19 protein-coding genes are annotated in these 23,323 nt (G+C 34.9%); 12 read left to right on the plus strand and 7 right to left on the minus strand.

Features of this window, described 5'->3' with window-relative positions; translation table 11 throughout:
• Positions 1-29: 29 nt before the first annotated feature.
• The 9 genes from NSQ69_RS03005 (at position 30) to NSQ69_RS03045 (ending at position 11,146) form a co-directional block, all read left to right on the plus strand.
• Positions 30-701: a response regulator transcription factor gene (locus NSQ69_RS03005; protein WP_002091066.1), complete on the plus strand. Its 672-nt coding sequence runs from the start codon at positions 30-32 to the stop codon at positions 699-701.
• 11 nt (positions 702-712) lie between these two features.
• Entirely contained in the window at positions 713-1,951 is a 1,239-nt protein-coding gene (locus NSQ69_RS03010; protein ID WP_002125123.1) for a sensor histidine kinase, read from the plus strand.
• Between the two features lie 232 nt (positions 1,952-2,183).
• Positions 2,184-3,005, plus strand: a complete 822-nt coding sequence (locus tag NSQ69_RS03015) for a transporter (RefSeq protein ID WP_341098924.1) — start codon at positions 2,184-2,186, stop codon at positions 3,003-3,005.
• A gap of 43 nt (positions 3,006-3,048) precedes the next feature.
• On the plus strand, positions 3,049-3,777 hold the full coding sequence (locus NSQ69_RS03020) for a C39 family peptidase (RefSeq protein ID WP_147740305.1): 729 nt from the start codon (positions 3,049-3,051) through the stop codon (positions 3,775-3,777).
• 268 nt (positions 3,778-4,045) lie between these two features.
• Positions 4,046-6,028, plus strand: a complete 1,983-nt coding sequence (locus tag NSQ69_RS03025) for a methyl-accepting chemotaxis protein (protein ID WP_341098925.1) — start codon at positions 4,046-4,048, stop codon at positions 6,026-6,028.
• Between the two features lie 78 nt (positions 6,029-6,106).
• Positions 6,107-7,711: a sensor histidine kinase gene (locus NSQ69_RS03030; protein WP_002125131.1), complete on the plus strand. Its 1,605-nt coding sequence runs from the start codon at positions 6,107-6,109 to the stop codon at positions 7,709-7,711.
• A complete protein-coding gene (locus NSQ69_RS03035) occupies positions 7,708-8,415 on the plus strand; it encodes a response regulator (protein WP_002125132.1) in 708 nt (235 codons plus the stop codon). The genes NSQ69_RS03030 and NSQ69_RS03035 overlap by 4 nt, the downstream gene beginning before the upstream one ends.
• 122 nt (positions 8,416-8,537) lie before the next feature.
• Positions 8,538-9,884 (plus strand): 2-hydroxycarboxylate transporter family protein, encoded by a 1,347-nt coding sequence (locus NSQ69_RS03040; RefSeq protein WP_016121435.1) that lies wholly within the window; start codon positions 8,538-8,540, stop codon positions 9,882-9,884.
• A gap of 59 nt (positions 9,885-9,943) precedes the next feature.
• A complete protein-coding gene (locus tag NSQ69_RS03045) occupies positions 9,944-11,146 on the plus strand; it encodes an NAD(P)-dependent malic enzyme (protein WP_002125135.1) in 1,203 nt (400 codons plus the stop codon).
• Positions 11,147-11,439: 293 nt separating this feature from the next.
• Here the strand turns inward: NSQ69_RS03045 and NSQ69_RS03050 are convergent, their stop codons facing one another.
• Complete coding sequence (locus tag NSQ69_RS03050) at positions 11,440-11,964, minus strand: DUF4871 domain-containing protein (RefSeq protein WP_002010428.1); 525 nt, start codon at positions 11,962-11,964, stop codon at positions 11,440-11,442.
• A 181-nt stretch (positions 11,965-12,145) separates the two neighbouring features.
• Positions 12,146-13,072: a DMT family transporter gene (locus tag NSQ69_RS03055; protein ID WP_002125137.1), complete on the minus strand. Its 927-nt coding sequence runs from the start codon at positions 13,070-13,072 to the stop codon at positions 12,146-12,148.
• A gap of 120 nt (positions 13,073-13,192) precedes the next feature.
• On the opposite strand from NSQ69_RS03055, the gene pdxR reads away from it, so the two are divergent.
• The gene (pdxR, locus tag NSQ69_RS03060; protein WP_002169190.1) at positions 13,193-14,593 is read left to right on the plus strand and encodes a MocR-like pyridoxine biosynthesis transcription factor PdxR; all 1,401 of its coding nucleotides are present in this window, start codon (positions 13,193-13,195) and stop codon (positions 14,591-14,593) included.
• Positions 14,594-14,626: 33 nt separating this feature from the next.
• Here the strand turns inward: pdxR and NSQ69_RS03065 are convergent, their stop codons facing one another.
• The 3 genes from NSQ69_RS03065 to NSQ69_RS03075 form a co-directional block, all read right to left on the minus strand.
• Entirely contained in the window at positions 14,627-15,139 is a 513-nt protein-coding gene (locus NSQ69_RS03065; protein ID WP_000351210.1) for a GNAT family N-acetyltransferase, read from the minus strand.
• Positions 15,140-15,285: 146 nt separating this feature from the next.
• Positions 15,286-16,749 carry a sensor histidine kinase gene (locus NSQ69_RS03070; protein WP_002188251.1) on the minus strand — a complete coding sequence of 488 codons (1,464 nt, stop codon included), beginning with the start codon at positions 16,747-16,749 and terminating at the stop codon, positions 15,286-15,288.
• 65 nt (positions 16,750-16,814) lie between these two features.
• Entirely contained in the window at positions 16,815-17,486 is a 672-nt protein-coding gene (locus NSQ69_RS03075; RefSeq protein ID WP_000238947.1) for a response regulator transcription factor, read from the minus strand.
• A gap of 329 nt (positions 17,487-17,815) precedes the next feature.
• Between NSQ69_RS03075 and NSQ69_RS03080 the strand changes: the two genes are divergently transcribed.
• Entirely contained in the window at positions 17,816-17,938 is a 123-nt protein-coding gene (locus NSQ69_RS03080; protein ID WP_002125145.1) for a hypothetical protein, read from the plus strand.
• Positions 17,939-18,300: 362 nt separating this feature from the next.
• Here NSQ69_RS03080 and NSQ69_RS03085 read toward each other — a convergent pair whose 3' ends face one another.
• Positions 18,301-18,807, minus strand: a complete 507-nt coding sequence (locus NSQ69_RS03085) for a GNAT family N-acetyltransferase (RefSeq protein WP_000405886.1) — start codon at positions 18,805-18,807, stop codon at positions 18,301-18,303.
• 460 nt (positions 18,808-19,267) lie between these two features.
• Positions 19,268-20,074, minus strand: a complete 807-nt coding sequence (fdhD, locus tag NSQ69_RS03090; RefSeq protein ID WP_002125147.1) for a formate dehydrogenase accessory sulfurtransferase FdhD — start codon at positions 20,072-20,074, stop codon at positions 19,268-19,270.
• Between the two features lie 295 nt (positions 20,075-20,369).
• Between fdhD and fdhF the strand changes: the two genes are divergently transcribed.
• On the plus strand, positions 20,370-23,312 hold the full coding sequence (gene fdhF / locus NSQ69_RS03095) for a formate dehydrogenase subunit alpha (RefSeq protein ID WP_341098926.1): 2,943 nt from the start codon (positions 20,370-20,372) through the stop codon (positions 23,310-23,312).
• Positions 23,313-23,323: the final 11 nt, after the last annotated feature.

The raw sequence follows: 23,323 nt of genomic DNA on the forward strand, positions 1-23,323 counted from the left end.
AGTTGAAATAGATTGTGGAAGGTGAGAATATGCGCTTACTTGTAGTAGAAGATAATGCCTCGTTATTAGAGTCTATCGTACAAATTTTACGTGATGAATTTGAAGTGGATACGGCAATGAATGGGGAAGACGGCTTGTTTTTGGCGCTGCAAAACATTTATGATGCAATTTTGCTTGATGTGATGATGCCAGAAATGGACGGATTTGAAGTGATTCAAAAAATACGTGATGAAAAGATTGAAACGCCAGTCCTGTTTTTGACAGCGAGGGATTCTTTAGAAGATCGAGTGAAAGGATTGGACTTTGGTGGAGATGATTATATTGTTAAACCGTTTCAGGCCCCTGAATTAAAAGCGAGAATTCGTGCATTACTACGCAGAAGTGGTAGTTTAACAACACAGCAGACCATTCGCTATAAAGGGATTGAATTGTTCGGAAAAGATAAAGACATTCAAGTAGATGGACAAGGTATTAAGCTGACATTAAAACAATATGAGCTACTAGAGTATCTCATTCAAAATAGCGGGAAGATTTTAATGCGTGAACAAATTTTTGATCGTGTTTGGGGATTTGATTCTGATACGACAGTAGCAATTGTAGAAGTGTATGTACATCATTTACGTAAAAAATTAGAACCATTCGGTTATCAGAAAGATATTCAAACCGTTCGTGGTATTGGATATATATTAAAAGAACAATGAGAAAGGGAAGCATGTTTCAAAAGACACGTATTCGTCTAACTATATTGAATTCGTTAGTATTTATCCTATTAATAGGTGTATTAGGTAGTATTATTTATTCGTACACATACAAGCGTACTTATAATGAAGTGGATCAATCTATAAAAATGATAACTCAGTATAGAGAAAAATTTGATGTTAAAATGCCACCACCAAGAAAACGTATAGAGAATATCAAAATTCGAGACCCACGGATAACTATAATAACTTGGAATGGAAAAATAGTGGAGATAGAAGGCGATAACCATAAATTTCGCTCTAACTTTGAAGGGGATTTGGAAAAGTTTTCTCCAAAAAAGGTAGGGGATTTGCAAGATATTGAAGTGCAAGGACGATATTTTAGAATGTTTGCGTTTCAAGAAGATGGAAAAATAGTTCAAATTGTACGTGATACAACAGCTGAAGAAGAAATGCTAAATACTTTATTTTTAATTCTCATAATAGGTTGTAGCATAGGCAGTCTATGTGCAATAGGTATCGGTTTTTTCCTAGCTGGCAGGGCACTGATACCTATTCAAAATTCATGGGAGAAACAGCAGCAATTCGTTTCCGATGCATCACATGAATTAAGAACACCGCTTGCAGTTATTCAATCAAAAACGGATGTATTATTCCAGTCCCCATCCGCTACGATAGAAGAAAAAGCCGTGGATATCTCTACAATTTCAAAAGAATGTAGGCGGCTATCGAAACTCGTTAGCAATTTATTGTTGTTAGCACGTTCGGATTCTAATCAAATTGAGATGGATAAGAAAACATTTGAACTGGATAAGTTGTTAGAAGAAATTATAAATCCATATAAAGAAATTGCCTCTTATCAAGAAAAAGCGATGATATTAAAAGTAGAACATGATATAACGTTTATGGGTGATAGAGAGAGAATCCATCAAATGATGGTCATATTGTTAGATAATGCGATGAAGTATACGAATGAAGATGGGCATATTCAAATTGATTGCACACAAACGAGTAATTCAATTCGTATACGGGTGAAAGATAATGGGATAGGAGTTAAAGAAGAAGATATTCCAAATTTATTTGATCGTTTTTATCAAGGAGACAAAGCAAGAAGTATGTCAGAAGGAGCTGGGTTAGGTCTTTCAATCGCTAATTGGATTGTAGAAAAGCATTATGGAAAAATATCGGTAGAGAGCAAATGGGGAGAAGGAACTTGTTTTGAAGTGATTTTCCCAAAAAATCAAAGATTATAAGTGAGAAGACGACCTTGTTTTTACAAGGTCGTCTTTTTTAAGGGAAAGTTAAGGAATAACTTGTAGCATGTATTACATAATGGAAACTTGTGATGGAAAGAAAAGATGTAAGTTTTTTTGAATGAACTGGATAAATCATAAGGTTATTTCTAACAGAGATGAAGTTTATGTATAGTATAAAAAAAATTATGGGAAAGCTGGAAAAAGAAAGCGTGAGAGGGAGGAAGAAGTCTTGAAAAAGAAAATGATGATGGTATTCACTATTGGAGTAATGAGTTTAAGTATATTAGGGGGTGCCTCCCCTTCTGGAATGACAAAAGGAAAGACAGATTACACGCAGCGTAGTAAAGAACAATTAAATGATGGGAAAATACATGCAATGCATACGGAAGAAAAAGCGGAAAAGTTAGGCATTGAAACGGATGGGAAAGAACAAATTACGTTAGAAAAAGAAATTCATGAGACGGAAGTAGGAAGAGAAGCTAATCAATTAGGTATCTCGGCAGAAGGGAAAGATGTTGGAATTCTTTCAGAAGAAATTTATGAAACAAAAGTGAGGAAAGAAGCGTTGAAACTAGGAATATCTATAGAGAATACGTCGATTGTAAGTTTAATTGATCAAATTAATAAGATTAAAATTAATAATGAAGCAGAAAAGCTTGGTGTTTCAACTGAAGGAAAAGAAATAGAAGAGATTGAGGAAGAAATCTACGGAACGAAAGTTAGAAAAGAAGCAGAAAAGCTAGGTATTGCTCAACAAGGAAAAGAGATGGAAGGGTTAGCACAAGAAGTGTACGAACAAAAAGTACAGGAAGAAGCAAAAAAATATCATATTGATTTATATGGCAAAGATATATATCAAGTATTAAGAGAAATAAATGAGCAAAAGGTAATAGAAATAGCAGATGAGCTAGGTATGGATAGAACGAATTTGAAGATTCAAGATTTAGCGGAGAAGATAAATCTTGAACAACCTGAAAAGGGAAAAGAGCTTAAGTTTGTTCCTATGGTTCAAACAGATGCTGATGCGTTTTATTCGTATTTAACGAATTAAAAAGGGCGTGAGAATGATACGAAAATGGAAGTGGTATATATGTATGGCCTTACTATGTATAGGGGTATGGGGTGCATATACAAATGGAATTACAAAGTATGTGGAGAAAGTAAAGGGGGTACTATTTTCAAGTGTACAAAGTCAAAAACGAATAGAGTTTAGTAATAACGATGAAAAAGTCATGTTATCAAATGTGCCTTTAATTCAGCAATTACCAGAGTTAGATAGAGGCTGCGAAGTAACAAGTTTAGCGATGATGTTACAATACGCAGGTGTTTCTGTAGATAAGATGAAATTAGCAAATGAAATAAAAAAAGTTAATTTTATGGAAGATGGTGTACGTGGGAATCCGAATGAAGGATTTGTAGGGAATATTTATACCTTTTCTGAATCCGGATACGGTGTATATCACGGACCACTTTTTCAGTTAGCAAAAAAATATTTACCGAATAAAGCTGTGGACTTAACAGGGAAGAGTATAGAAGAAATTTATAAGAGTGTAAAAGCAGGGCACCCGGTAGTCATGATTACGAATGCAACATATGCTTCTTTAGATGAAGATGAATTTACTACATGGGAAACAAATAGTGGGGATGTTTCTATTACGTATAATGAACATTGTGTTGTACTTGTTGGGTACGATAAGGAATCTGTATATATTCGAGATCCCCTCGATGATAGCTTAGATGTAAAAGTGCCAAGAGGAAAATTTGAACAGGCATGGGTGCAGATGGGGAGTCAGGCAATTAGCTATGTAAATAACTCCAAATAAATTAGGAAGAAGAGCATGAACTATATAACTATAAGGTGAAGGATAAAGATTTAAGGAATTGTAAGAGAAGCTGTTAAAAAACAAGAGAACTTTAGCTTATTATATATGCTAAAGTTCTCTTGTTTTTTAGGATTAAAATGTTTAGGAGAAGTGGATATGTAAAAATGCATAATTGACGAAAAAATTACATGTTATCATTATATATTGTTTTATACATGTTGATTGTATAAAATTACACAAGTGTTCTATTACATAAAGGAGGCTTATTATGCAAAATATATTTAACTGGGTTAAAAGTATGAGTATCAAGAAAAAATTAATCATTTCATTTTTTATTATTTTAACTATACCAGGACTTATTATCGGTGGTGTTTCATATCAAACTGCCAAAACAAATTTTGAACATCAAATGACCGATAAAGCAAAGGAGAATATTTCAGTTTTAAATACTGTTATTTCTCAAAATATAGAAGAGAAATTTGTTGATGCGACGTACTTTTCAGACATCTTAACAGAGGATACATATCCAAATGGACAAGAAGAAATAGTAAGAACGAAGTTAGCACAATATATAAAGCTTCATCCAGAAGTAGAAGGTATTTATATTGGAACGCAGACGGGTAAGTTTATAAGAGAACCATTTATTCAAATGTCTGATGGCTATAACCCAACAGATAGATCATGGTATAAAGAAGCGCATGAAAATAAGGGAAAGGTAATTGTTACTGCACCGTATCAATCAGCATCTACAAAAAATATGGTAGTGACAATTGCTAAAGAAGCAAAAGATGGTAAAGGTGTTATAGGTATTAACTTGAATTTGGATAACATCCTCAAGGTTTCAAAAATGATTAATATTGGTGAAAAAGGCTATGCAGTTATTTTAGATCAAAATAAGCAAATTGTTAGTCATCCGTCTAGAAAGCCAGGTTCAAAGGTTACTGATCCTTGGATTAAACCAATTTATGAAGACAAACAAGGAAATGTATCTTATACAGAACAAGATGATAAAAAGAATTTAATCTTTACAACAAATGAGAAAACAGGATGGAAAATAGTTGGAGTTATGTTTGACGAAGAAATTATGCAAGCTGCCAGTCCAGTGTTTTATAAGACTTTGATTGTCATAGCTATCGCTATTGCATTTGGTAGTGTATTAATTTATTTCATTACAAATTCTATTACAAGGCCATTACGACAAATAGCCGAATCGGCACATAAAATTAGTAAGGGAGATTTAACAGAAAAAATTACAATCCATTCCAAGGATGATATAGGGAAACTAGGGAATGCATTTAATGAAATGTCTACGTCTTTACAAGATGTGATCACCCAAATTAGCTTTTCAGCAGAACATGTTGCAGCATCGGCAGAAGAGTTAACAGCGAGCGTACAGCAAGCGAATGATGCGACAGATCAAATTACAATTGCAATGGAACAAGTATCAGGTGGGGCTGAATCACAAAGCCAAGGTGTTGAAGAAGGCGCGGCTACATTACAACAAGTAAATACAGCAATTCAAGATGTAACTGGAAGCGCAGAGTCAATTTCTATTTCCTCATTACATGCGCGAGAAAGAGCTGAAGAGGGAGAAGATTTAGTTGAACAAACCGCAAAACAAATGCAGTCTATTTCTAGGTCGGTATCCCAGTCAGATGCTATTATTAAACTTCTTGATGAGAAATCAAAGCAGGTAGGAGCTATTTCTGAAGCAATTCAAAACATTGCTACTCAAACGAACTTATTAGCTTTAAATGCAGCTATTGAAGCGGCAAGAGCAGGGGAACAGGGCCGAGGCTTTGCTATTGTAGCAGATGAAGTAAGAAAGTTAGCAGAGCAATCAGGAGAGTCATCCGGAGAAATCGCGAATTTAATTACGGAAATTAAGGCTGATATTGAACATACTGTTAAGGCAATGGATAATGTGAGTGGGGAAGTTCAACAAGGCTTAGATGTTGTAACAAAAACGAAAGTAAGTTTTACAGAAATTTTAAGTTCTACTACTCATATTGTTTCTCAAGTTAATCAAATGGTAGAAACAACGAAGAGTATAGCTGGAGATGCAAACGAAGTAACAAATGCTATTGATGAAATTGCAGCGGCGGCAGAAGAAAATACAGCTAGTATGCAAAGTGTTGCAGCTTCAACAGAAGAACAAGTAAATTCGATGGAAGAAATTAGTTCGGCTTCGCAAAACTTAGCTGAGATGGCCGAAGAACTACAAGCAATGACTAGTAAATTTAAAGTATAATAACAGCAAATAAGTAAGGTGAAAATAATATCATCTTACTTATTTTTATATTCAGTAATTAGGGGAGTCATTAACGGGATGAAAAAAAGAAAAAGACTATGGAATTTATGGAAAACGATTACATTGTTAGTTTGTACGGTTGTAATTTTTTCTTTACTTGTTACAGATATATTAATTAGTCATAATGTAGAGCGGACAACGGAGGATAGCCAGGCAGAGAAAGCGAAAACAATTGCACATATTGTGGCGAATGATTCAGTTGTAATCAATGGTTTGATTGGGAAAGCAGATACTTCAGCAATCCAAACGTATACAAATAGGATATTAAAAAATACAGGTGTTCAATTTATTGTAGTTATGGATATGGATGGAATAAGAAAATCTCATCCAAATCCTCAAAAAATAGGTCATCATTTTATTGGGGGAGATGAAGGACCTGCATTGAAAGGGAAGGAACATGTATCGCTAGCAGAAGGAACTTTAGGTATTTCAATGCGAGTGTTTGTACCAATATTTTCTGAAACAGGGGAACAGCTTGGAGCAGTAGCTGTCGGTATTTCAGCAGATAATGTAAAAGAAAGAGTTAAGCAAAGTAGACATATTATTTATATTGGTGTCGGAGTTGGAGTATTAGTTGGGATTATAGGAGCAATATTGCTAGCTAGACATATAAAGAAAAGTTTATTTGGTCTTGAGCCGCATAGGATAGCAAAAATTCTTGAAGAAAGAAATACGATGTTGCTTTCGGTGAAAGAAGGTATTATTGCTGTAGATAAAGAGGCGAATGTAACTTTAATAAATAATGAAGCGAAACGGCTATTTAAAAAAAGTGGACTGGAAGAAGACTTTATTGGTAAAGATGTTGAATTGTATATGCCAAATTCACGTATAAAAGAAGTGTTGCAAACAGGCGAGGTACAATTAAACGAAGAACAAAATATTTACGGAATTACGATTGTCACAAATCGTGTTCCTTTATATGTAAAAGGAGAAATAGTTGGCGCGATCGCAACATTTCGTGATAAAACAGAAATTAGAAAATTAGCAGAGGAACTAACTGGTATTAGGCTATATGCGGAAGCGTTACGGGCACAATCTCATGAATTTATGAATAAAATGCATGTCGTATTAGGGCTCACACATATGAAACAGTATGAAGAATTGCAGAAATATGTAAGTAGTATGGTATCAGAGCATCAATATGAAATTGGTGGGGTTATGAAAAGAATAAAAAGTCCAGTATTTGCTGGTTTTTTACTAGGTAAACTTAGCTATGCTAGGGAGAAAAATATAAAGTTAATTATAAGTGAAGATTCTTACTTGCCGGAAATATATGATGAAAGTATTACTCATGAACTTATTACGATTGTAGGGAACTTAATAGATAATGCATTAGAGGCAGTGATACATTGCAAAAAGAAACAAGTTGAAGTTGGGATACAATATCAGAATGCATTAACTATTACAGTGCAAGATACGGGGAAAGGTATAGAAGAAGACGCAGTGGATGCATTATTTACAAAAGGTTATTCCACAAAAGGGGATAATCGCGGTTATGGTTTGTATCTTGTAAAAGAAAGTATACAGCGAATAAATGGGGAGATTCACATTTCCTCCTTATTAGGAGAGGGAACAACGATAACAATTGAAATACCTAAAGGTAGGGATGAGAAGCAAATATGATTAAAGTTTTAATTGTAGAAGATGATCCGATGGTTGCGATGTTAAATACGCATTATTTAGAGCAAGTGGGAGGGTTTGAACTTGTCCATGCAGTTAACTCAGTTAAAGAAGCGATAGAAGTGTTAGAGAGGTCACGAGTAGACTTCATATTACTTGATATTTTTATGCCTGAGGAGACTGGATTTGAGCTTTTAATGTATATTCGAAATCAAGAAAAAGAAATTGATATTATGATGATTTCAGCTGTACATGATATGGGAAGTATTAAAAAAGCATTACAATATGGAGTTGTAGACTATCTAATTAAACCATTTACATTTGAACGCTTTAAGGAAGCATTAACGGTGTATCGAGAAAAATTTACTTTCATGAAAGAACAACAAAAAATTAGTCAATCGGAATTAGATTCGTTAATTTTACAAAAAGAAAAAAGAGAGTCCTTTGACTATAAAGAGCTTCCGAAAGGATTAACAAAGCAAACATTGCAACTCATTTGGCAGAAAATCGAATCGCTTAATGGACAAGCATTTACAACTGATGAAATGGCGCAATTAGTAGGGGTTTCGAGAGTTTCTATTCGAAAGTATGTAATGTTTTTGACTGAAATCGGAGTATTAGAGAATGAAATGGTGTATCAAAATGTGGGAAGACCGGTGAGTAAATTAAGGTGTATTGACCGGAATAAAATAGACTTTTACGTATAAGCGGCTTATTATAAGTCGCTTATACTTTTTTTAATTACAAAACCAATTACAAAACTTACAAAAACTATTTTTACTATTGAAAGCGTTTTAATATTGTTATTAAGAAAACAAGGGGGTGCCATATGGGAATTCAAAAAAATGTGGAAGCGATATCATTTTCTGAAGGCAATGAATTGAAAAGTGAATCTTTCGCTTCTAAAATTATGAACGTTAAAATCGGTGTTATACCTTTACCGTTATATGTAGTATTGGCTGCTATTATTTATGGAGCATCTGTATATAATAAATTACCAGCAGATATGATTGGTGGTTTTGCAGTTATTATGATCATGGGTATTTTCTTAGGTGATATTGGAATGAGAATTCCAATATTAAAAAATATCGGTGGTCCAGCAATTCTCTCATTATTTATTCCATCGTTACTTGTATTTTTTAACTGGATGAATCCAGCTTCAATGGAAGCTGCGACTATGTTAATGAAAAAATCGAACTTTTTATATTTATATATTTCTTGTTTAGTAGTTGGAAGTATTTTGGGAATGAACCGTAAAGTGTTAGTGCAGGGTTTCGTTCGTATGTTTATTCCTTTAGTAGTAGGAACGTTAGCTTCTGTAGCAGTGGGCTTATTAGTCGGTTCACTATTTGGATTTGAAATGAAGCAGACATTTTTCTTTATCATCGTACCAATTGTGAGTGGTGGTATCGGAGAAGGGATTTTACCATTGTCGCTAGCTTATAGTGATATTTTAAATGAATCATCAGCAACGTTTGTATCACAGCTTATTCCGGCAGCTATTATTGGGAATATGTTTGCAATCGTGAGTGCAGGGTATATGAAGCGTTTAGGTGAGAAGAGACCTGAGCTTAGTGGTAACGGTGTATTGGTAAAAACAGACAATCAAGCAGATTTATTAAAGGAGCAAAATACAGAAAAACCAATTGATTTCTCATTAATGGGAGCAGGATTATTGATTGCATGTACATTCTTTATTTTCGGAGGATTCGCTTCTAAGTTTATCGGTATTCCAGGAGCAATCATTATGATTTTTTCAGCGGCAATTGTGAAGTACTTTAATCTAATGCCAGCAAAAATGGAGCAAGGAGCATTCCATTTATATAAATTCATTTCAAAGAATTTAACATGGCCATTAATGGTCGGTTTAGGATTGCTATATATTCCGTTAAAAGACGTAGCAGCAGTTCTTTCGGTAGGATATGTTGTTGTGTGCGCATCGGTTGTTCTTACAATGGTAGCGTCAGGTTTTCTTGTAGGGAAAGTGATGAAAATGTATCCAGTTGAATCAGCGATTGTAACTGGATGTCATAGTGGTTTAGGTGGAACTGGAGATGTTGCTATTTTATCAGCTTCAAATCGTATGGAATTAATGCCGTTCGCACAAATTTCAACGCGTTTAGGTGGGGCTGCAATGGTCGTAACAGCGACAATTTTATTAAAAATGTTTTCATGATCAAACAAGCTAGCTATATTCATATAGCTAGCTTGTCAAATTAAGGGGAGATTATAAGTATGTTAGAAAAACAAATTAATGAAAGATCATTGTTATTGCATAAAGAATTAGTAGGGAAAATTGAAATTACAAGTAAAGTAGAAGTGAATACAGCGGACGATTTAAGTTTGACTTATACACCGGGGGTAGCAGAGTCTTGTAAAGCAATTGCGGCAGATGAGGAAACAGCTTATGACTATACAGCACGTGGTAATATGGTTGCAGTTGTTTCAGATGGAACTGCAGTACTTGGTTTAGGGAATATTGGACCGAAAGCGGCTATGCCTGTTATGGAAGGGAAAAGTATTTTATTTAAGACATTTGCGAATGTAGATGCTTTCCCGTTATGTTTAGGGACGACTGATGTGGATGAAATCGTTACCCTTGTTAAAAATTTAGAGCCTACATTTGCAGGAATTAATTTAGAGGATATTGCAGCACCACGTTGCTTTGAAATTGAAAGACGATTAAAAGAAGAAACGAATATTCCTGTATTTCATGATGATCAGCATGGGACGGCTATTGTTGTTTTAGCAGCTGTTATTAATGCATTAAAAGTTGTAAGTAAACAAATGGACGATGTGAAAATTGTTATTAACGGTGCGGGTTCGGCAGGAATTGCAATTGGAAAATTATTATTAAAAGCTGGCGCAAAATACATTACGTTAGTTAGTTTAGAAGGTATTGTTTGTGAAGGTGAAACATGGATGAACGAAGCGCAAATCGAAGTTTCAAAGAAGACAAATCGAGAATATGTACGTGGAACATTAAAGGAAGCGATTCATCAAGCTGATATTTTCATCGGTGTATCTGCTCCAAACGTATTAACGAAAGAACTTATACAGACGATGAACGAGAAACAAATTGTGTTTGCAATGGCGAATCCAATCCCAGAAATATTCCCAGAGGACGCATTAGCAGCTGGAGCTGCTGTAGTTGGAACTGGTCGTTCTGATTATTCAAATCAAGTAAATAATGTATTAGCGTTCCCTGGTATATTCCGTGGTGCATTAGACGTACGCGCGACTGATATTACAGAAGAGATGAAATTAGCAGCAGCATATGGGATCGCTAACATAATTACGGACGAAGAGCGTAATGCGAATTATGTAATTCCCAATCCATTAGATAAAAGAGTTGTTCCAAGTGTTGCAGAAGTAGTAGCGAAAGCAGCCATTGATTCAGGTGTGGCACAGATTACGAAAATGCCAAGTTATAAATAGTCAAAAGCAGCGCCTTAAAAAGGCACTGCTTTTTTTGAGATAAGAAATCAAAATAATGAAGAAGTGTAAATTTATTCAAGCCCCGTTCATTATTTATTTAACTCCATTGCAACTTGTTTACCATTTATTAAAACCTCAGTTACTGCTACGATCACTTCTATCATTTTTTTCATCTCTCATCTCTCCTCGCGTCATTTCTTACTTTAAGTATAAGAGAAGAGAGATAATCCACCTATCGAAGTACGTGACGTAGAAATTACATTGTTGTAAGGAAGTGTTTCAGTTTTGTCACTTTATTCGGCATTGATTACAAATTGATCATAATATCTTTCATTCACATATATGTTTAATACCCATAATCCAGATGAAGGTAGTGACATTACGAGAGGGAGTTCCTTTACGGTTGTATCGACTGTATTTGAGGTAGTCCAAGTTTGTTTGGAGGTTTCTTTTTGAAAGAGTACTGGTGTTGGAGTTGTAGTTCCTTGTTTTAACGCGATAATAGATAGTTTTCCAGTTGGCATTTCAGGATCCAGGAAGAACCACATTATTTCATTTTGCTCATTTGCGATAATAGAGCTATCAGCCATTGCAATTTTTCTTTCAATGCCTTTTAACGGTATTTTTCCTTCTACGAATGATGGTGCTTCTTCCCAATTTACATCTTTTAAGACACTAAGGTGAAAAAAGGAAGGTGCGTTAATTTGAGAGGATGACGTTTCTATTACTTCTTTTTTAGGTACATTTGAATCGGGTTGCGATTGCGCGCAGCCAGTAATGAGGAAGGAGAAAAGTAGCATAGTTCCGATTTTTTTCATGGTGCCACACTCCTAATTTTTATTGTTAGTGTAATTGTATTTGCTAGAAGACGAGACAATTCCTTTAAATCATAAAAAGAGGTCGTAAGTTTTGTACGACCTCTTTTGACATTTTCTATCCCAATTGGTGAGGGCTAATAATCAGTGGGGGATGGAACCCCCCACTGATTAAAGTTTCACTTTATATTTGTTCAGTTGAAAAGGTTGGTTCTCTCTCTTTTTGAGGCATTGTTAAGAAAATAACAGAAAGGACGATACATACTCCGCCTAATAATTGATATGCTCCAAAAGATTCATTAAGCCAAGCGATTGAAACGATGGCAGCTACAAGTGGTTCAATGCTAGATAAAATACTTGTTTCTGTTGCTGCTAAATATTTAAGACTCCCGATATAAAGAAGGAAAGAAAGAGTGCCACTTATAATGATAAGAATAAGCATAGAAAAAGTTTGAAGTGTGAAAGTTTGCGAAATCTGACTCCACCCAAAAGAACGATTACAAATAAGCAGTGCAATCCCTCCAATTAACATCCCCCAGCCAATTACTATAGTTGTTCCGCATTCTTTAATAAGGGAAGCCGGATGAAGGGTATAAAACGCAAAACCAATCGCTGTTAATAGGCCGAAAGTAATAGCTGCTTTAGATAAAACAATATTTTCAATTGAACCGTTTGTAATAATAAAGTATGTCCCTGTTAGAGCAGTTATAATTGCGAGTATTTGCATAGAAGCAGGGAATTTCTTTTGCTCAAACGCAACGTAAATTGTAATAAGAACAGGACCTAGAAATTGAAATAGTGTTGCCGTTACGGCATTACTAATATGAACTGTTTCGATAAAGGCGTATTGCGCACCGAGCATGCCAAGAATAGAGAAAATAATAAGCTGTATAGAATGTCTAGGGTGTTTCCAAATTTGAAATATGTTTTGTTTCTTTATTAGTAAGAAAGACAAAATAAATACTCCTGCAAGCAACAAGCGAATTGTTAAAAAATCAATTGATGATACGTTCGTATGTTGAAATAGCCATTGAATCATCGGTCCAGATAATCCCCATAATGTGGCTCCTGTAATAATCATAATGAGTCCGATACGTCTACTTTTGTTCATGATCATGCATCTCCTCTTTAGTATTTGATTTTTTATGTGTGACATGATAGAAGGAATTATATATAAAATCTGGTACTGTAAAAAGTATCAGATTTTAGTTTTATTAAGGGGTCAGATATTATGTTAGAATTAACGCCTAATTTAAATATGAATAGTAAGAAGGCATTGTATGTGCAGTTGTATGAGTATATAAAAAAAGAAATTAAAGATGGAACGATTCTATCTTTTACGAAATTACCGGCTAAGCGAAAGTTAGCAACACATTTACAAGTAAGTAAAAATACAGTAGAGGCGGCTTACGAGCAATTACTTGCAGAAGGTTATATTGAGTCAATTTCGAGAAAAGGTTATTTTGTATGTAAGGTTGAGCAAATGGTTCATGTAGAAGAAAACGAAGAGAGAATAGAAGAAGTATCCTTTCAGGAGAGGGATTATAAATTTGATTTCACACAAACAGGAGTCGATACAAATGCTTTTCCGTTCAATATGTATCGGAAAATTATAAATGACGTATGGCAGCCTCATAATAATGAGTTGCTCTTTCTTGGTCACCCACAAGGAGAATGGAGCTTAAGAGAAGAAATTGCGAACTATTTGTATGAATCTAGAGGTGTGCGTTGTGCAGCTAGTCAAATCGTATTAGGAGCGGGAACACAAATATTAGTGAAACTACTGTTTCAATTATTAAAGGGAAGTAATTATGCAGTTGAAAATCCAGGATATCATAGAAAAATGGTTGTTTTTGAACAGGGAGAAAAAAGAGTTCAAATGTTATCTTTGGATAGAGATGGAATTTGTATTGTAGATTTAGAGAATAGTGATGCGAACGTTGTATTTGTTACTCCTTCCCATCAGTTTCCGTACGGAATGATTATGCCTATCACGAGAAGGATGCAGCTTTTACAATGGGCGAAGAAAGAAGAAGGTAGGTATATTATTGAAGATGATTACGATAGTGAATTTCGTTATTCGGGAAAACCTATACCGGCACTGCAAGGGTTAGATACAGACGGGAAAGTTATTTATATGGGGACGCTATCTAAAGCATTGTTGCCATCATTACGGATGAGCTATATGGTGTTACCAAAGAAATTGATTAAAAAGTATCAACAACAATATTTATTTTATACACAAAGTGTTTCAAGAATGGATCAAGAAGTGATTAGAAGGTTTTTAAGTGAAGGGTATTGGGAAAAACATATTCATAAAATGCGTGTCGTCTATCGAAAGAAGAGAGATCGACTTGTTTTTGAACTAGAAAAGTACTTCTCAAATCGTGTTGAAGTGATAGGAGAAGATTCAGGATTGCACATTTTATTAAAGGTGCATAATGGAATGCGGGAAGAAGAATTAATTAAAGAAGCTGCGAAACATAGTATCAAAATATACCCTGTGTCTACGTACTATAAAGACGGTACTGCACCTGAAAATATAGTGCTACTTGGATTTGCGATTTTATCAGAAGAAGAAATTGCGAAAGCGATTCAATTATTAAATAAGGCATGGTTTATAAAAAAGTAAAAAACATCCTCATAAATGCGAGGATGTTTTTTATTATTTTTCTTCATCTAGGAAAAGAACCATATGCTCTTCATCCCAATATTGTCCGTTATATTTTAATGAACGTTCTTGCACACCAAATGTTTTAAACCCTAATGACTCGTAAAGTTTTTTTGCACCATCGTTGCCAACAACAACATCAAGCATAACTTGCTCTACTTCTAAAGATTTAGCAAGCTCAAGACATTCTTTAATAAGTGCTTTTCCCGCTCCAAGTCCGCGTGCTTTTGGAGACACGTATACTGAACCAATTTTCGCTTTATGTTCTTGTTTTACATATGGTTTCGTTTCCAGTGTTGCAACTCCGATTAATTCTCCATCTTTAAATGCACCTAGTGTATAGTTCTCATCTTGTGCTAATTTTTGGGCTTTATATTCAATAGCACACTCTTTATTAATAATATCTTCATAAGAAGAGCTGAAAGCTTCCGGGTTTTGTTTTAACCCTTCTACTCGAAGTTCTAAGTAAATTTCTGCTTCGTCTTTTGTTAATACATGGATATCCAATTATATCACCCTCCAAATCTTTGACAGTTGTACCTATATTTTATATTGAAATAAGAATAATTTCAAAAGCTTAGCTTATAATAGTTGGTTTTATAAATAAAATAGCACCAGTAGTGTTGACTACTACTGGTGATTTCACGCATATATTATACAAATGGTAATTCAATTATAAATTCTGTTCCGACTTCTAATTCGCTTTTAACTTCAATAGAACCATTATGAAGTTCTACAATTTCTTTTGCAACAGCCAGTCCGATACCTTTTCCACCTGTAGCTCGTGTTCTGGATTTATCGACACGGTAAAAGCGATCAAAAACATGTGGGATATCTTCTTTTGGAATACCTTCACCTTCATCTTGTACACTTATTGTAAAAGTATTCGCACTGGTTAGTACACGTATTATTATAGAAGTGTTTTCTGGTGAATGTTGATAAGCATTGTGTAATAAATTTAACATAACTTGTTCCATACGTCTTTCGTCTATGCAAACTTCTAAATCATCTTTGCAATGTACATGGAGTTGCATTTGTTTGTTTGTTAATGTTGTTTTTGTTTTTTCAACCATTCGTTCTAAAAATGGTTTAAGAATTACTTTTTGTTTTTTTATAACAAACTGGTGTTGCTCTAATTGTACAAGCATAAATAAATCTTGTACGAGATCGGTTACACTATCCGTTTCGTCTTCAATGATTTGTAAGTATTCTTCACGTTCTTCTTTCGTTAGAGAATCTCTTTTTGCTACCTTTGCATAACCTTTCATATAGGTTAATGGAGTTAGTAATTCATGCGCTACACTAGCGAGAAATTCGTTTCGTTCTTTTTTCATATACGTAAGTTCACTAGATAAATCTTCAATCGTTTTTGCTAAGCTTCCAAGTTCATCATTTCGTTTAATTCCTAATTGAATCGGCTTATTTAATTTTGACATTTTTTCTGTCGCCCGCTTCATTTTTATAAGCGGTTCTGTAATAACACGAGAAAAAACAAAGACAGAAATAGTAGTTAAAATAATTGTCAAAACACTAATGATAAGAAATTGATTCATGAGTTTAAGTAACATATTTTCTAAGAAAGATGTCTTTAATAACATATATAACTTACCTTGAAATCCTTGAATTTCCAGCGGGCTTACTGTTGAGATGAATTTTGATTTTTTCCAGTTTTTTTCAACGATTAATCCACCTTCTGGGATAGTCTCAGTTTTACAAGTAAGTTGTTTTTGCATTTCTTTCGTTACGGGTTCTGAGGTAGAAATAATTTTGCCGTTATTGTCTGTTATAATGATAGCTATATCAGAGTTAGCAATTAATTCTGATTCAACTAAGTGTTCAGCCTCAGTGTTGATATCAAACTCGGGGTACACAGCACGTTTAGGTCGTTTACTGTGTTCAGCGCTTTCTGTGAGTTGCCTTTCTTTAGAATATGCACCCCACTTCGCGCGGTTTTTAATCATTTTACTATAGCGATTTCCTTTCTCTAAAAGAGCAAGAGTTTCCTCTTCAATGCGTATGTTTGAAAGGTTCTTATAAAAAGATACGAAAGCGATTGTCTCAATACATAAAGCTAATATTAAAAAGTATGTCCCAACTTTAAGGGAAAGTTTGCTCATTTTCTCACCATACCTTATTTCATATAAAGGGCCAGTGGTCAACTATTGTCCACTGACCAAATTAATTATTCACTTTTCCATTTATATCCTACTTTATAGACTGTTTCTAAGTAATCTTCAACTGGAAATCCTTTTTTGCGTAACTTATCCCGTATATTACGAATATGTGAATCGATAGTTCTGTATTCGATGTCTGTTTGATAGCCCCAAATCTTTTCGATTAAATCGTCTCGGCTGTAGGCACGGTTTGTATTTTGTAAAAATAGTCCGAGCAACGAAAATTCAATAGGAGTTAGTGAGATTTTTTCATTATAAACTGTAACAGTATGTTTCGTTTTATCCCACTCAATACCATTGAAGCTAACAAAGCCATCTTTCTTTGTGCGACGTAATATAGCCTCGATTCGCGCGACTAATACATGCTCATCGAATGGTTTTGTAATGTAGTCATCTGCTCCCATAGTCAGACCTTTGACCATATCATAATTTTGGTTGCGAGCTGTTAGCATAATAATTGGAACGTTGGAAATTTGACGGATTTGATAGCAAGTATCCCACCCATCCATATTCGGCATCATAACATCTAATAAAATAATATCGAAGTCCTTCTGTTCGATTAATTCTAGTGCTTCAAGGCCAGAAGTAGCTTTCATACAAAAATAGCCGCGAGGGCTTAAGAACAAATCTAATAATCGTAACATACGTTCTTCATCGTCTACTAATAAAATTTTCACCATAATCTTGTGCACCCCAAACTATTCATTCTACTTGTATAGTTTACATGAAAATAATAAAAAACTCTTTTTATGTGATTGAATGGATGGCTGATTTTTTCAATCAGGGCAATTGACATAAAAAATGCACTAGTTTTGCACAACTATTTTTTATAATAGAAAACGTAGCGACACAAATACCCTATGTTGCGACATAACGTCATGTCATTTTATTTATAAAATGACAATTCCATTCTATTGTGTATGTGAGATAGAGAGGGTTTTCGTATTCACCTCGCATCGGATAAGAAAAATTTCCTATCTCACACTTTTTTTAAAAGGGGATTGTACACATGAGTAAAAAAGTAGAGCATTTACAAAAAGAAAAGCAAGATCGTAATGCGGTTGTAATGTGTGTTGCGGTATCTATGCTTATTATGATAAGTTGTGTAAATAAATTTTTCGGGATTTTATAATAGAAAAAAAGCTTATTGCTTCTTAAGAAGCAATAAGCTTTTTTTATGTATTCTATATAATAAACCAAGGTAAAATTGCTAATCCAGAAGTTACAATTGCTGTAGCAAATATTAAAAAGATAGCTTGTTTGTTTTGTTTCATGTTACATTCTCCTCTACATATCAATTGCTTGCTATACGTTTACTTAATAATTAGCGGGAGATGGATCCTCCTCGCTGAGTAAAGTTTCACTTTATATTTTTAGTATAACGAATGGAAAGGATTGGAACGATCGATAAAGGTGACATGAAGATTACATTGTTGTAATGAAAAAAGCATCTTAATTAATAAGAAGATGCTTTTGAAAAATTATATTTAAATGTTAATTATTTAAGAATAAAACCATATGCTCTTCGTCCCAATATTGGCCATTATGTTTTAAGGACCGTTCTTGCACGCCGTAAGTTTGGAAGCCGAGGGACTCATATAATTTTTTTGCAGCAGTGTTATCAGCAACAACATCAAGCATGAGCTGTTCTACATGTAATTTATCGGCATTTTCAATAATCGCTTTAATTAAAGCTCGTCCTGCACCGAGACCACGCGCTTTTGGAGAAACAAAAACGGAGCCGATTTTTGCCTTATGCTCTTGCTTAATAAATGGCTTTGTTTCTAGAGTAGCAATACCGACTAAATCATTATCTTTGAAGACACCTAGAGTATACTTATCCGGATTGCTTAATCGCTTTGCCATAGCAGCGACAGGGTTTTCATGTTTAAGAACATCTTCATAAGAAGAGCTAAAAGCCTCAGGGTTTTTCGTTAAACCTTCCATACAAACTTTCAAATAAATTTCTGCGTCCTCTGTTGTTAATAAGCGAATTTCCATAGTTGTAACCTCCTAGATTGATTCAAATTTAATTCATTAACTTTGTAAGATTAAGTTTAGTTAAATGTATTCTGTGACTATTCTTTCTTAATTTGTAAAAGAATGAAAAGATTATGCTACTATGTTTTCATTTTATTTATCCCGCTATTTGTGGGCAGTAAAACTCCTACCTCGAAATTCGGCTGGAGCAAAGAAGTTAGGTGGGAGTCGGGCTGCCCGTAAAAGCCCCACTGATTATAGTTTCACTTTATGTAATGAAATTATATATTAACTTTATTAACTATTCAAGGTTTTAATATGTTACATTTTTATAACTAAAATTTCCGCTTTGTAAAGGAGTCATTTTTATCCAACTATTCGTGGGAGTCAGATTGCCCGTAAAAGCCCGATTAGTTGGGCTAATAATCAGTGAGGAGGGAAAAACCCTCCACTGATTAAATTTTCACTTTCTTTTACGTATTCAATCGTTTATTTTGTAGCCATCGATTCGTTCCGGATGTGTATAAATATTGCAAGATCCATTTCGAATAAATCCTACTACGGTAATACCTAAATCGTGGGCGAGTTGCAGAGCTAGTTTAGTTGGAGCTGATTTAGATAGAACAATTTCGCAACCTATTTTTGAAACCTTTAACAAAATTTCAGATGAGATGCGTCCGCTAAACGCAATGATTTTCCCTTGAACAGAGATATTGTTTCGTAAACAATGACCGTATATTTTATCTAGCGCATTATGTCTTCCGATATCCATTCTTGATAAAAGAATGTTATTTCGATCACATAAAGCGGTATTATGCACACCACCCGTTTGGCGAAATGTAGTTGAAGATTGTTGTAAGGAAGTCATTAGGTGAAAACATTCTTCCGGAGTAATAGTTATATGTATATCATGTAACTTTTTTGCTTTTGCTGCATCGTTGACGAAAACAAAACCTTGTCTACTTTTCCCGCAACAAGAAGTTACGTACCTTTTATTATATAAAGTTTGATAGAGCGGATTAATTTTTGATGATTTTACATGGACAATTCCGTTTTCTTTTTGGATCCATAATTCTTCAATATCTTTATAAGAAGAAATAATTCCTTCAGAAATTAAAAAACCGGTTACCATATCTTCAATGTAATTAGGAGTGCATACAACTGTTACGTATTCTTCGCTATTTAATTTAATTGTAATGGGAGATTCCGTAACAACCTCATCGGTTTGTTTTGAAAATGTACCAGATTGATAACGTACAATTGTATATGTTTCTTGAATAGGCCCCATATTAAATTCCCCTTTATATGTATTTTTCCCCATATTTATCATAAAACATCGAAAAAACAAAAGCATCTACTAACAAGAAGATGGCAGATTATTTTGGTTATTATTGTATATGTACGATATAATAGATTTGTAGAATAGCGACATTTTCAAGCTTTCGTAGTTATACCTTATAACATCTAGAATCGACTTCCAAAGGAAAGTATTTCAACAGGGCGCTTCAAAAATATGTACAACACAATTATGAAAACGGATTCATAATTGTGTTGTACAGTTAGTTGTAAGGAGAGGGGAAACTATGACAGAACAGACAGTCCGTGTAACCGTTGATGGTAAAGAATTTTTCGTATCAGGTGAAAAGACGATACTCCAATTGTTTAACGAAAGTAATTTAGAACATCCTCAAATTTGTCATGTACCAGAGGTAGATCCTATTCAAACTTGTGATACATGTATTGTAGAAGTGAATGGAAGTTTACTACGTGCCTGTTCGACGAAGTTGGAAGATGGCATGCATATTGAGAGGCAATCGGAACGTGCAAAGGAAGCACAAACTGAAGCGATGGATCGAATATTAGAGAATCATTTATTGTATTGTACAGTATGTGATAACAATAATGGTAACTGTAAAGTCCATAATACAGTACATATGATGGAGATTGAAGAACAGAAATATCCATATGAACCGAAAGTAAGTGCATGCGAAGTGGATACGTCGCATCCATTCTATCGATACGATCCAAATCAATGTATTGCTTGTGGGCAGTGTGTAGAAGTATGCCAAAATTTACAAGTAAATGAAACTTTATCGATTGATTGGAGTTTAGACCGTCCACGTGTTATTTGGGACAATGGTGTGAGTATAAATGACTCGTCTTGTGTTAGCTGTGGGCAATGTGTAACAGTTTGTCCTTGTAATGCATTAATGGAAAAAACGATGCTAGGAGAAGCTGGATTTATGACTGGTTTAAAACCAGATGTGCTAAATCCAATGATTGATTTTGTAAAAGATGTAGAGCCTGGATATAGCAGTATTTTAGCAGTTTCAGAAGTAGAGTCCGCGATGCGTAAGACGAAAATTAATAAGACAAAAACAGTTTGTACATTTTGTGGTGTAGGTTGTTCATTTGAAGTATGGACGAAAGGTCGTCAAATTTTAAAAGTGCAACCTGTTTCAGATGCACCGGTTAATGGTATTTCCACATGTGTAAAAGGAAAATTCGGATGGGACTTTGTGAACAGTGAAGAGCGTATTACAAAGCCGTTAATTCGCCAAGGGGATATGTTTGTTGAGGCTTCATGGGAAGAGGCTCTTGAAGTTGTTGCATCTAATATGCAACATATTAAATCAGAGTATGGTAGCGATGCGTTTGGGTTTATTTCTTCTTCGAAAGTAACAAATGAAGAAAACTATCTTATGCAAAAACTAGCTCGTCAAATATATGGAACAAATAATGTAGATAACTGTTCCCGTTATTGCCAATCTCCAGCAACAGACGGTTTATTTAAAACTGTCGGTATGGGCGGAGATGCTGGAACAGTGAAAGATATTGCTGAGGCAGGTCTTGTTATTATTGTTGGGGCAAATCCAACAGAAGGACATCCTGTACTTGCAACTAGAGTGAAGCGTGCTCATAAATTACATGAACAAAAACTAATTGTCGCAGACCTTCGTAAACATGAAATGGCGGAGCGTGCTGATATATTTGTTCACCCGAGTCAAGGGACGGATTATGTATGGCTTGCTGGGATAACGAAATACATTATTGATCAAGATTGGCACGATAAAAAGTTCATAGCTGAAAATGTAAAGAATTTTGATGAATATAGCAAAATGCTAGAAAAATATACGCTTGATTATACTGAGGGAATTACAGGGATTTCTAAAGCTCAGTTAAAAGAAATGGCTCGTATGGTATATGAAGCAGATGGTACTTGTGTACTTTGGGGAATGGGTGTAACTCAAAATACAGGAGGAAGTACAACGTCAGCAGCAATTTCAAATTTACTTCTCGTTACAGGTAACTACCGTCGTCCTGGTGCCGGTGCGTATCCGTTACGCGGGCATAATAACGTACAAGGTGCTTGTGATATGGCGACATTACCGAACTGGCTTCCGGGTTACCAAGCTGTTTCAGATGATGTGCATCGTGCGAAATTTGAAAAAGCATACGGTACTACCATTCCGAAAGAACCGGGATTAAATAATATCGCAATGTTACTTGCGGCCGAAGAAGGAAAACTACGTGGTATGTATGTTATGGGAGAAGAAATGGCTTTAGTAGATTCAAATGCCAACCATGTACAACATATTTTAGCGAATTTAGACTTCCTTGTTGTTCAAGATATGTTCTTATCGAAAACAGCTCGTTTCGCCGATGTTATTTTACCAGCAGCACCAAGCTTAGAAAAAGAAGGAACGTTTACGAATACAGAGCGCCGTATTCAAAGATTATACGAAGTATTGAAACCGCTTGGTGATTCAAAACCAGATTGGTGGATTTTACAAAAAGTAGCTCGTGCACTGGGCGGAGACTGGAATTATGGAAGTCCAAGTGAAATTATGGACGAAATTGCATCGCTTGCACCGTTATACTCTCAAGCGACGTACGACCGTCTAGAAGGCTGGAATAGTTTATGTTGGGGTAGCCATGATGGTAGTGATACGCCATTATTATATGTAGATGGATTTAACTTCCCAGACAAACTAGCACGTTTATCACTAGATGAATGGGTTCCGCCAGTTATAGCACCAGATGAGTATGATTTACTATTAAATAATGGCCGTATGCTAGAGCATTTCCATGAAGGGAATATGACGAATAAGTCGGCTGGTATTTTATCTAAAGTGTCTGAAGTATTTGTTGAAATTTCACCTGAACTTGCTAAAGAACGCAATGTGAAAGATGGTGGTCTTGTAGAGTTAGCATCACCATTTGGAAAAATCAAAGTACAAGCGCTTGTTACAGATCGTGTAACTGGAAATGAGTTGTATTTGCCGATGCATGCGACAGTAAATGAAGAGGCAATCAATATTTTAACAGGAACAGCAACAGACATTTATACGTGTACACCAGCTTATAAACAAACAATGGTGAAACTGCGCGTATTACGTGAAAAAGGAAATCGTCCGTTACCATCTTCAAACCCGAGAGATAAAAAACGTCATCCGCAAAATGGTGTTGAAATCGAGCGAAAGTGGCAAAGAAAACAATACGTATCACTTGTGGACCAGAATTAGGGGGCGGAGAT

This window comes from Bacillus sp. FSL R10-2201 (assembly GCF_038008665.1).
GTDB lineage: Bacteria > Bacillota > Bacilli > Bacillales > Bacillaceae_G > Bacillus_A > Bacillus_A mycoides.

Bases quoted from the DNA above. Each gene is read 5' to 3' on its own strand.
- NSQ69_RS03010 (WP_002125123.1), top strand. From the start codon at position 713: ATGTTTCAAAAGACACGTATTCGTCTAACTATATTGAATTCGTTAGTA.
- fdhD (WP_002125147.1), bottom strand. From the start codon at position 20,074: ATGGGGCCTATTCAAGAAACATATACAATTGTACGTTATCAATCTGGT.
- NSQ69_RS03035 (WP_002125132.1), top strand. From the start codon at position 7,708: ATGATTAAAGTTTTAATTGTAGAAGATGATCCGATGGTTGCGATGTTA.
- NSQ69_RS03040 (WP_016121435.1), top strand. From the start codon at position 8,538: ATGGGAATTCAAAAAAATGTGGAAGCGATATCATTTTCTGAAGGCAAT.
- NSQ69_RS03080 (WP_002125145.1), top strand. From the start codon at position 17,816: ATGAGTAAAAAAGTAGAGCATTTACAAAAAGAAAAGCAAGATCGTAAT.
- NSQ69_RS03020 (WP_147740305.1), top strand. From the start codon at position 3,049: ATGGCCTTACTATGTATAGGGGTATGGGGTGCATATACAAATGGAATT.
- pdxR (WP_002169190.1), top strand. From the start codon at position 13,193: ATGTTAGAATTAACGCCTAATTTAAATATGAATAGTAAGAAGGCATTG.
- NSQ69_RS03085 (WP_000405886.1), bottom strand. From the start codon at position 18,807: ATGGAAATTCGCTTATTAACAACAGAGGACGCAGAAATTTATTTGAAA.
- NSQ69_RS03055 (WP_002125137.1), bottom strand. From the start codon at position 13,072: ATGAACAAAAGTAGACGTATCGGACTCATTATGATTATTACAGGAGCC.
- NSQ69_RS03045 (WP_002125135.1), top strand. From the start codon at position 9,944: ATGTTAGAAAAACAAATTAATGAAAGATCATTGTTATTGCATAAAGAA.
- fdhF (WP_341098926.1), top strand. From the start codon at position 20,370: ATGACAGAACAGACAGTCCGTGTAACCGTTGATGGTAAAGAATTTTTC.
- NSQ69_RS03005 (WP_002091066.1), top strand. From the start codon at position 30: ATGCGCTTACTTGTAGTAGAAGATAATGCCTCGTTATTAGAGTCTATC.
- NSQ69_RS03075 (WP_000238947.1), bottom strand. From the start codon at position 17,486: ATGGTGAAAATTTTATTAGTAGACGATGAAGAACGTATGTTACGATTA.
- NSQ69_RS03025 (WP_341098925.1), top strand. From the start codon at position 4,046: ATGCAAAATATATTTAACTGGGTTAAAAGTATGAGTATCAAGAAAAAA.
- NSQ69_RS03030 (WP_002125131.1), top strand. From the start codon at position 6,107: ATGAAAAAAAGAAAAAGACTATGGAATTTATGGAAAACGATTACATTG.
- NSQ69_RS03050 (WP_002010428.1), bottom strand. From the start codon at position 11,964: ATGAAAAAAATCGGAACTATGCTACTTTTCTCCTTCCTCATTACTGGC.
- NSQ69_RS03070 (WP_002188251.1), bottom strand. From the start codon at position 16,749: ATGAGCAAACTTTCCCTTAAAGTTGGGACATACTTTTTAATATTAGCT.